Below are 8,842 nucleotides of genomic sequence, written 5' to 3'. Positions count from 1 at the left end.
CGTTACGTAACGGGTCAGACCCGTCGTGTAACGCCTACTCGGTGATGACGTCGAGTTCGACGGTCGGGGTCGACCCGGGCTCGAGTCCCTCGGCGACGCGGACCGGCTTCTTCAGCGGGAGAACGTAGGTCTTCTCCTCCGTGGAGGGGAACAGTGATGTCCGCCACGTCGATGTGCCGATCGTGACCTCGACGCGTACCGACCCGAAGCCTCCGGCCGCGGAACCGAACCGCTCCTCGATGTCGTCGGCATCCTCCTCGGGAAGGCTGACGAAGAACCACGACGTCCGCGACTTCCACTCCCAGACCTCCGCGGTGAACGAGTAGCTCGACATCGAAATGGATTCTGGCACTACCGTCGCGTCGAGAGGAGCAACGCATGTCCACACAGTTGCCGGAGCTACCGAACGACTTCGAACGGGTGCTGGCCGTCGTCGCGCACCCCGACGACCTCGAGTACGGCGCGTCGGGCGCGATCGCCGTGTGGGCCGACGCCGGCACGACGGTGGCCTACCTCTTGGTCACGCGCGGCGAGGCCGGAATCGACGGGCTGGACCCGGCCGAGTGCGGTCCGCTGCGCGAAGCCGAACAGGTCGCCGCAGCGAAACGCGTCGGGGTCGATGTCGTCGAGTTCCTCGACCATCGTGACGGCGTGATCGAGCACGATCTCGAACTCCGGCGCGACATCGCCGCGGCGATCCGTCGACACCGACCCGAGGTCGTCGTGGTGATCAACTTCGACGACACGTGGTTCGGGCAGCACTGGAACTCGCCCGACCACCGCAACACCGGCCGGGCAACGCTCGATGCCATCGGCGACGCCGGGAACCGGTGGATCTTCCCCGAGCAGGTCGCGGACGGACTCGAACCGTGGGACGGCGTACGCATGATCGCCGTGTCGGGCTCGTCCGAACCGACCCACGCCGTCCCGATCGAGGACGGTCTCGAACGGGCGATCGCGTCGCTCGAGGCTCACACCGCGTACCTCGACGCGCTGAGCGGCGACATGGCCGACGCTCGCACGTTCCTCACGGACATGGCGACGTCCGCGGGCAAGCGTTTCGGCGGACGACCCGCCGCGCTGTTCCGGGTCTTCGGCGCCTGAATCCCGACGGGGGGTCTGGCCCCAGTAGCGAGATCGCCGTTGATATCGTTCCTGCACTCCGCCTCGGCCGTCGAGGCGCACACGACAGGAACCTTCATGCGTTCGATCCCCCGCCGTTCCCTCGCCGCGCTCGCGTGCGGCGCCTTGGTACTCGCCGCCTGTGGCAGCGACGACGATGCAGACGGCGGTGGCGACGTCGAACTCGCCTTCGAGTTGCCGACCGACGAGATGAGCGACGAGGACGCTGCCGCCCTCGTCCCGATCGACGAAGCGGTCGCGGCGGACCCCACCGATCTGCAGGAGAGCGAGACACCCGGCTTCCTCTACGGCGTGTGGGACGCCGACACGGGCGTCCACCTCGCTGCGGCCGGGTTGTCCGAGATCGACGACGAGACCGCCATGGCCACGGACATGTCGTTCCGGATCGGCAGCATCACGAAGACCTTCACGGCCACCGCGGTGCTCCTGCTCGTCGACGACGGCGAGGTCGACCTCGACGAGCCGGTGGCGACGTACACCGGCGACCTCACCACCCCGCTGCCCGGCGGCGACACGACGACGGTTCGCCAAGCGCTGAGCATGCTGTCGGGGTGGCCCGAGTACAGCAACGATCCCGAGGGGCCATTCGCTCAACAGCTCGAGGAGCCGGACCACGAGTTCACCGCCGAGGAACTCGTCGCCGCGGCGGCCGGCGAGGAGCCGACCTCCACCGACGACGTCACCTACGTCAACACCAACTTCATCGTGCTCGGCGAGCTCGTCGAGGAGGTGTCGGGAGGATCGTTCAGCGACTTCGTCCAAGAGCGCATCCTCGGACCCGTCGGGCTCGAGAACACGGTGATCCCGGATCAGACCGAGACCGCCCCGACGGTCACGCACGGCTACCTCAACGCGAGCTGGGCAGACTTCGACACCCTGGACATTCCCGACGAGACCCTGAACGCCGCGTCGAGCGGCGAGGACGTGACCGAGATGTCGACCTCGGTGGGCGGAACCGCCGGCAACGGCGTGTCGACGCTCGAGGATCTGGCAATCTGGGCGGCCGCCGACTTCGGCAACGTGCTGCTGTCGGAATCGTCCCAGGAAGCCCGCCTCGACGGGAACCCGGCCGAGAACGTGCTGCCGGGCTCGGAGTACGGGTTGGGCATCCAACTGATCGGTGACTGGCACGGCCATGGCGGCGAGATCTTCGGCTGGGAGTCCCAGGTGTTCGCGAACCCGACCACCGGCCAGGTGGTCGTGACGAACACCAACGCGTGCTGCGGGCTCGGCCTGTCGAACATCCTCACCGTGACGTCCTCGTTCCCCGACGACGAGGATCTCACCGCGGCCACCTCTTCGATCCTGGGGTTGGACGGGTAGCTCCGTCCGTCCGGGGACGGGTCGACCGGTGAGGAAGGTGTCCTGCTCGCCCCACACCATCAGCGTCGGCGTGTCGATCGTCGGATACTCCGACCGGCGCATCGACCGGACGCTCAGCGCCGCGCCTCTGGCTCCGCCGGGAGCGGTTGGTACCGTCGATTCATGAGTGATGTGACCGCGCTGTTCGCACGACAGCAGGACGCGTTGCGCTGCCCGTATCCGATCTTCGACGACCTGCGCGACGATGCTCCACTCGTCTGGGACGACGGGCTCGGGGCGTGGATCGCCACGACGTACCGCGCCACGCGAGCGATCCTGCGCGACACGGCCAACTGGTCGTCGAAGTCGCCCACCTCGCCGGGACCGCGCGAGTCGGCGATGACCGAGGCGATGGCGACGCTCAGCCAGGAACCGGCGATGGCCGACGCGTTCGAGAAGATGCTGAGCGGACGCCGGACCGCGGCCGTGCTCCTGAATGCCGATCCACCTGACCACGTCCGCCAGCGACGCGTCGTCAACGCCGCGTTTCGACCCGACCGCATCCGTGCGCTCGAACCGACCGTTCGACAGCGTTCCGACGAGCTGATCGGGTCATTCGTGGAGCGAGGCTCGGTCGAGTTCGTCTCCGAGTACGCGGTGCTCCTCCCGATGCGGATCATCGCTGACGCCCTCGGTGTGGGCGATGACGATCTGCTGATGTTCAAGCAGTGGTCGGACGACCTCGTGATCCCGATCGGCAATGCCTCCCCGAGCGTCGACCAGGTACGGGACTTCATCACGAGCACCCGGGACTTCGCCGACTACTTCTCCGAGAAACTCGAACGACGGACCCGAGAACCGCAGGACGACCTGCTGTCCGACGTCGCCAACGCCGAGCTCGACGGCGAGCGGCTCACGCACGCCGAGCAGATCTCGATGTGCCAACAGTTCCTCGTCGCCGGAAACGAGACGACGACCAAGCTGATCGCGAACATGGCGAACCGGTTCGCGAGCGAGGAAGGCCTCCAGGACTCGATCGCTGCCGATCGCGAGTTGATCCCGCCGTTCGTCGAAGAGTCGTTGCGATTCGAGGCGCCCGTGCAAGGACTGTTCCGACAGGCCAAGAACGACGTCACGGTCGACGGGGTCACCGTGTCCGCAGGCGAGCACGTGTGGATCGTCTACGCCGCGGCAAACCGCGACGAGGACAAGTTCGAGTGTCCCGCCGAGTTCGATCCGGCTCGATCGAACGCGCGCGAGCATCTGTCATTCGGCAACGGCGAACACTTCTGCATCGGTGCGGGTCTTGCCAGGGCCGAGGCTCAGGTCGCCGTCGAAGCGATGCTCGAACACCTCCCGAATCTCCGCTTCGCCGAGCTACACGAACCCGCCTACGAGGACAGCTTCATCCTTCGCGGCTTGAAGACCCTGCACCTCGACTTCGGGTAGCGGTCCCGCTCGTCAGTGAGCGCCGAGCTCGGGATGGAGCGTCTTCTCGTGCTGGGCGCGCATGTCATCGGGGATCGACATCGCCCGCCGTGCGCCGATGTCGAACAGGACGCTGACGACCTCGAACGAGGCGATCACCGCTCCCGTGTCGAGATCGAACGCCCACATCGACATCTGGGTGGTCTTGTCGGCAATCGACGTCGTCGCGCCGAACGACTGGATGCGCGTCCCGATCGTCGGCAAGCGACCGACTCCGATACGCGTCTCCAGCGTCGCCCACCCCATGCTCTCGCCGCCGGGTCCGGTGTGAACCAACTCGTGCGTCGATCCGTCGGGCGGGGTGCCGCCCCAGATCAACATCGGCACGAGGTGGGGAAGGACCGTGTCGGTGTCACCGGTGTCCTCGCCGTCGATGACCCGGGGTGCGCGCATCGCGAGACCCAGGTCTCGGACCATGTCGAGCGAAGGCGTCGTCGCCGTTGAGGCGAGGTCGATGCTCCGCGGCGTTCCGTGGGCCGGGAGATCGACGACCTCGAGATGATCCTTCGGCGTGTTCGTGCGGACGCGATCGATGAACGTGGCTGCGAGATCGCCGGTCTCCGCGTTTGCCAGCTCGTGATAGATGCGGATCGAGTCGCCATCGGCACCCAGGAGACCGCTCCGAACGTGGAGTTTCGTGCCGAGCAACTGTTCATGGTGGTGGCGGGTGTAGACGTCGAACACCTCGGCTCCCGCAGGATCGTCCCAACCCAGGTCGGCGAGGACCGCGTGGGTGGCTCTCCGTGCGTTGACGGCGTAGTAACGCACGTTCATGTGGCCGAGATGATCGATCTGATCCTCGGTCACGGAGCTGGTGTGGGTCACGCGCAGTTCGCTCATCCCGCCCGAGTCTGGACCTCGGACGGACGTTTCCGACCCGTTCCGACTCACGTCACGCGCAAAACCCCTGACCCGCGATGCTGGCCGTTCTCCTGCCCCGGCGAATGGATCACCGCCGGCGTCCTGCCATCGACGGTGGAACCCACCCTGTCACACCCCTGGCGTACGTTTGTTCCCATGAGGTCAGAGGTGGTGATCGAGCGAGTCCGGCGGGTGGCAGCGGTGCGGTCCGACACCGAGGCCACCACGTCCGACCTCGAGACATCGTTGGCAGATCTGCGCACGATCCGCGCCTTCTGCGACGCCTCCGAAGCCGACATCGTCCGACGCATCGCCACAGCATCATCGTTCCCCGAAGCAACACTGGCCGAAGCATCACGCGACACGCTCAACTCGGCGTCGAAAACGATGGACCGCAGCCGCACCCTCGACGAAGTACCCGAACTCGCCGACGCGCTCGACGACGCAGCGATCACCGCCGCCCACATCGACGCCCTCACCCGCACCGCCAAAGGCTTGCAACCCGAACAACGACAACGACTGTTCGAACGCGTCGACAACCTCGTCGACGTCGCATCTGAGGCAACAGTCGAGCAGTTCGCACGCCGGATCCGCACCGAAACCCGCCGCATCACCGCCGACGACGGAATCGACCGCCTGGAGCGACAACGCCGCGCGACGTCGATGTCGACCTGGACCGACCCCGAAGGCATGTGGAACATCCGCGGCCGATTCGACCCCGTCACCGCACTCTCGGTGTCCGCCGCTCTCGACCGAGGCGTCGAAACACTGTTCGCCGAAGCAACACCCGACACCTGCCCCAGCGACCCGATCGAGAAACAGAAACACCTCCGCGCGCTCGCCTTCGCCCACATCGTCAACGGCGACATCAGCAGAAGCCGCTCAGGGCGACCCGAATTCGTCGCCGTCATCGACATCGCCGACAACACCCGCAACCCATCGGCACCCAACGACCGCGACACGACCGACCAAGCGACCCCCGGACCAGACGTGACCTGCCCGATCCCGATCGAAGTCCCCCGAGCCGTGCTCGCCGAGATGACCACCGACGCCGACATCCACACCGTCGTCGTCCGCAACGGAGTCGTCCTCCACGCACCCGGCAACCTGAACCTCGGCCGCACCACCCGCCTCGCCAACCGAACCCAACGACGAGCCCTCCGCGGGCCCTACTCCACCTGCGCCATCCCCGGATGCACCGTCACCTACGACCGCTGCAAACTCCACCACATCACCTGGTGGCGACACGGCGGCAACACCAATCTGGACAACCTGCTACCCGTCTGCAGCCACCATCACCACAACATCCACGACACCGGATGGACCGTCACACTCGACCCCGACCGCCGACTCACCATCACCTTCCCCGACGACACCACCAGAAACACCGGACCACCCCACCGCAACACCGCCTGAACGCACCGACCCGCACGCCCCCGACCAGCCTGCCGCAACGCGCCTCCTGCGGGTCAGATCGGCCTTGATCAGCCCATCCTCGAGGTGCGCCGGGGCGCGACCACGATCACGACCCGTTGATCGCCGGGTTGATGCATCGGGTACTCGTCGACACCCATGTACTTCTTGGCCATGGAGTCGATGAACGCGTTCGACGAGTCGTCATCCACCCGCACGACCGTGCCGCGGATCTCGAGGTAGCGGTACGGGTTGTCAGGATCGGTTGCCGACACCGCGATTGTCGGGTTGCGCACGAGGTTCTCGTACTTCTGGCGGCCACGCGTGAGCGAGAACAGGAAGTGTTCGCCGTCCCAGCCGCCCCACACCGGGCTGGTCTGGATCTCGTCGTCCGGACCGAGTGTGGCGATGTGCCAGAACGCCTTCTTCGCGAGCAGGTCGGAATGGGATGCGGGAATGACAGCCATGACCCGCGCAACCCGGGTCGTGAGTCAACTATTCCGGAACCCTCGACCGAACGAGTCCTCGAGGCGCCGGGCGATGCGCTCGTACGCGGGCAATCCGGTCGAAGCGGTCAGCGAGCGGTTGCGACGATCCAGTAGTGGTGCTTGTTGATCCCCTCGAACTCCTTCACCGTCGCCCGGTGTCCGGAGGTCTTGCTCTTGGGATTTCGCCACAGCTCGATGTCACGGATCAGGGGTGAAAGTGGCCCGATGATCTCGTTGGGTTCCAGCCGATTCGCCTGCCAACCGAGTCGGGCGAAGACCCGCTTGCTCGACAGCCATCCGCCGAGCTTCGGAATCCGGAACATCTGGCGGACCAGACTGCCCAACGGCAACAACACGACGTCGTAGCGGCTGCGGCTGCGGTAGTTGAGCGCCACCTTGCCACCGGGCTTCGCGACACGGACCGCTTCGGACGTCAGGTCCAGCGCATCGTCTGCGTCACAGTGCTGGAACGTGATGTAGCTGAACGCGATGTCGGCCGAGTTGGGCGGCAGGTCGAGGGTGTGGCCGTTGGCGACGTGCACGGTCTTCAACCGGTCGGGCTGACCGAACGCGGCGACGGTCTCGTGACAGCGTTCGAGGAAACCCGCGTCGAGGTCGCATGCGACGACGGTGCCGAACACACGGGTGAACGCGCAGGTCATCCGCCCGATCCCGCATCCGATCTCGACCAGCGTCTCGTCCTCGTTCGCTTCGTCGCGCAAGCCGAACACCGTCAGATAGGCGGGGACCTCCCGGTCACCCGTCTCCACGAACTGCTCGAGGGTGAGGGCCGCGCCGGTCTCGTTGTTGAAGACCCAGCCGGTCGACTGCACGACCTCGTCGGCGCTGCTCTGCTGCTCGGTCACCCGGCCTGCGGTCATCCAGGGAACGAACTGACCACGGCGGCTCACACCGACGATTCTGCCAGCTCGCGACCGACTCACCACAACAGAACCGCACACAGACGCAGGAATCCGCCGAACGACCGGCGGACACGAGCGACGAATCACACACCGGCGACGCGAGGTGCGGCGTCTAGGCTTTTCGCCATGTCGAACTCACGAAACACACACCCGGACGGACTGCGCGTCGGTGTGGTCGGAGCCACCGGCCAGGTCGGCGGCGTGATGCGCCGACTCCTCGCCGAGCGCAACTTCCCGGTCAGCGAGATGCGGTATTTCGCCTCGGCCCGCTCCGCCGGAAGCACGCTGCCGTGGGCCGATGGCGACATCGTCGTCGAGGATGCCGCGACCGCCGACCCGTCGGGGCTCGACATCGCGCTCTTCTCCGCCGGCGGAGCATCGTCACGCGAGTACGCCGCGAAGTTCGCTGACGCCGGAGCGATCGTGATCGACAACTCGTCGGCCTTCCGCATGGACCCGGACGTGCCGCTCGTGGTTCCCGAGGTCAACGGGCACCTGGTGGCGAATCCGCCGAAGGGCATCATCGCGAACCCGAACTGCACCACGATGGCCGCCATGCCGGTGCTCAAGCCCCTGCACGACGAGGCGGGTCTCACACGACTGATCACGGCCACCTATCAGGCGACCTCGGGTTCCGGGCTCGCCGGCGTGGAAGAACTCCACGAGCAATCGCGCAAGGTGATCGACCAGGCCGACCAACTCACCCACGACGGGTCGGCACTCGACTTCGGCACTCCATCGAAGTTCGCTCGCCCGATCGCGTTCAACGCACTTCCGATGTGCGGGTCGGTCGTCGACGACGGCTCCTTCGAGACCGACGAAGAGAAGAAACTCCGCAACGAGAGCCGCAAGATCCTGGATGTCCCCAACCTGCTCGTGTCCGGGACGTGCGTCCGGGTCCCGGTCTTCACCGGACACTCCCTGTCGATCAACGCCGAGTTCGAGCGGCCGCTGTCGGTCGCCCGGGCCACCGAACTCCTGGCCGACGCACCCGGTGTCGAACTGAGCGACATCCCGACCCCACTCCAGGCGGCAGGTCAGGATCCGAGCTACGTCGGTCGCATCCGCCAGGACGAAGGCGTTCCCGACGGCCGGGGCCTGGCACTCTTCGTCAGCAACGACAACCTCCGCAAGGGCGCCGCACTCAACGCCCTTCAGATCGCGGAACTGATCGCCGAGCAACGCTGAGCATCGTGCCATCGGGTGTCAGACACCCGATGGCAC

General features: G+C 66.4%; 9 protein-coding genes. 5 read left to right on the top strand and 4 right to left on the bottom strand.

Annotation, left to right across the window (positions count from 1 at the left end; translation table 11 throughout):
- Positions 1 to 34: 34 nt before the first annotated feature.
- The gene (locus tag ON45_RS18280) at positions 35 to 334 is read right to left on the bottom strand and encodes a DUF1905 domain-containing protein (RefSeq protein ID WP_040495843.1); all 300 of its coding nucleotides are present in this window, start codon (positions 332 to 334) and stop codon (positions 35 to 37) included.
- A gap of 44 nt (positions 335 to 378) precedes the next feature.
- On the opposite strand from ON45_RS18280, the gene ON45_RS18275 reads away from it, so the two are divergent.
- The 3 genes from ON45_RS18275 (at position 379) to ON45_RS18265 (ending at position 3,894) form a co-directional block, all read left to right on the top strand.
- Positions 379 to 1,104, top strand: coding sequence for a PIG-L deacetylase family protein (locus ON45_RS18275; RefSeq protein WP_040495841.1), 726 nt, complete (start codon positions 379 to 381; stop codon positions 1,102 to 1,104).
- Between the two features lie 96 nt (positions 1,105 to 1,200).
- The gene (locus tag ON45_RS18270; RefSeq protein ID WP_040495839.1) at positions 1,201 to 2,466 is read left to right on the top strand and encodes a serine hydrolase domain-containing protein; all 1,266 of its coding nucleotides are present in this window, start codon (positions 1,201 to 1,203) and stop codon (positions 2,464 to 2,466) included.
- A gap of 162 nt (positions 2,467 to 2,628) precedes the next feature.
- Positions 2,629 to 3,894 carry a cytochrome P450 gene (locus ON45_RS18265; RefSeq protein ID WP_040495838.1) on the top strand — a complete coding sequence of 422 codons (1,266 nt, stop codon included), beginning with the start codon at positions 2,629 to 2,631 and terminating at the stop codon, positions 3,892 to 3,894.
- Positions 3,895 to 3,906: 12 nt separating this feature from the next.
- On the opposite strand, the gene ON45_RS18260 is transcribed toward ON45_RS18265, so the two are convergent.
- Positions 3,907 to 4,773, bottom strand: a complete 867-nt coding sequence (locus tag ON45_RS18260) for a thioesterase family protein (protein WP_040495836.1) — start codon at positions 4,771 to 4,773, stop codon at positions 3,907 to 3,909.
- A 177-nt stretch (positions 4,774 to 4,950) separates the two neighbouring features.
- Between ON45_RS18260 and ON45_RS18255 the strand changes: the two genes are divergently transcribed.
- The gene (locus ON45_RS18255) at positions 4,951 to 6,210 is read left to right on the top strand and encodes an HNH endonuclease signature motif containing protein (protein ID WP_083915145.1); all 1,260 of its coding nucleotides are present in this window, start codon (positions 4,951 to 4,953) and stop codon (positions 6,208 to 6,210) included.
- Positions 6,211 to 6,278: 68 nt separating this feature from the next.
- On the opposite strand, the gene ON45_RS18250 is transcribed toward ON45_RS18255, so the two are convergent.
- Together ON45_RS18250 and ON45_RS18245 are read right to left on the bottom strand one after the other, a co-directional pair.
- On the bottom strand, positions 6,279 to 6,674 hold the full coding sequence (locus tag ON45_RS18250) for a PPOX class F420-dependent oxidoreductase (RefSeq protein WP_040495832.1): 396 nt from the start codon (positions 6,672 to 6,674) through the stop codon (positions 6,279 to 6,281).
- Between the two features lie 107 nt (positions 6,675 to 6,781).
- Positions 6,782 to 7,576 carry a class I SAM-dependent methyltransferase gene (locus tag ON45_RS18245; RefSeq protein WP_148288765.1) on the bottom strand — a complete coding sequence of 265 codons (795 nt, stop codon included), beginning with the start codon at positions 7,574 to 7,576 and terminating at the stop codon, positions 6,782 to 6,784.
- 168 nt (positions 7,577 to 7,744) lie between these two features.
- Here ON45_RS18245 and ON45_RS18240 point away from each other — a divergent pair, with 168 nt between their 5' ends.
- Positions 7,745 to 8,806, top strand: coding sequence for an aspartate-semialdehyde dehydrogenase (locus ON45_RS18240; RefSeq protein ID WP_040495829.1), 1,062 nt, complete (start codon positions 7,745 to 7,747; stop codon positions 8,804 to 8,806).
- Positions 8,807 to 8,842 lie beyond the last annotated feature (36 nt).

The sequence above is a fragment of the Ilumatobacter nonamiensis YM16-303 genome, assembly GCF_000350145.1.
Taxonomy (GTDB): Bacteria; Actinomycetota; Acidimicrobiia; order Acidimicrobiales; family Ilumatobacteraceae; genus Ilumatobacter_A; species Ilumatobacter_A nonamiensis.
The sequence above is the reverse complement of the archived record's forward strand: the minus strand, read 5'-3'. Positions and strand labels throughout refer to the sequence as shown.

Bases quoted from the DNA above. Each gene is read 5' to 3' on its own strand.
- ON45_RS18280 (WP_040495843.1), bottom strand. From the start codon at position 334: ATGTCGAGCTACTCGTTCACCGCGGAGGTCTGGGAGTGGAAGTCGCGG.
- ON45_RS18275 (WP_040495841.1), top strand. From the start codon at position 379: ATGTCCACACAGTTGCCGGAGCTACCGAACGACTTCGAACGGGTGCTG.
- ON45_RS18270 (WP_040495839.1), top strand. From the start codon at position 1,201: ATGCGTTCGATCCCCCGCCGTTCCCTCGCCGCGCTCGCGTGCGGCGCC.
- ON45_RS18265 (WP_040495838.1), top strand. From the start codon at position 2,629: ATGAGTGATGTGACCGCGCTGTTCGCACGACAGCAGGACGCGTTGCGC.
- ON45_RS18260 (WP_040495836.1), bottom strand. From the start codon at position 4,773: ATGAGCGAACTGCGCGTGACCCACACCAGCTCCGTGACCGAGGATCAG.
- ON45_RS18255 (WP_083915145.1), top strand. From the start codon at position 4,951: ATGAGGTCAGAGGTGGTGATCGAGCGAGTCCGGCGGGTGGCAGCGGTG.
- ON45_RS18250 (WP_040495832.1), bottom strand. From the start codon at position 6,674: ATGGCTGTCATTCCCGCATCCCATTCCGACCTGCTCGCGAAGAAGGCG.
- ON45_RS18245 (WP_148288765.1), bottom strand. From the start codon at position 7,576: ATGACCGCAGGCCGGGTGACCGAGCAGCAGAGCAGCGCCGACGAGGTC.
- ON45_RS18240 (WP_040495829.1), top strand. From the start codon at position 7,745: ATGTCGAACTCACGAAACACACACCCGGACGGACTGCGCGTCGGTGTG.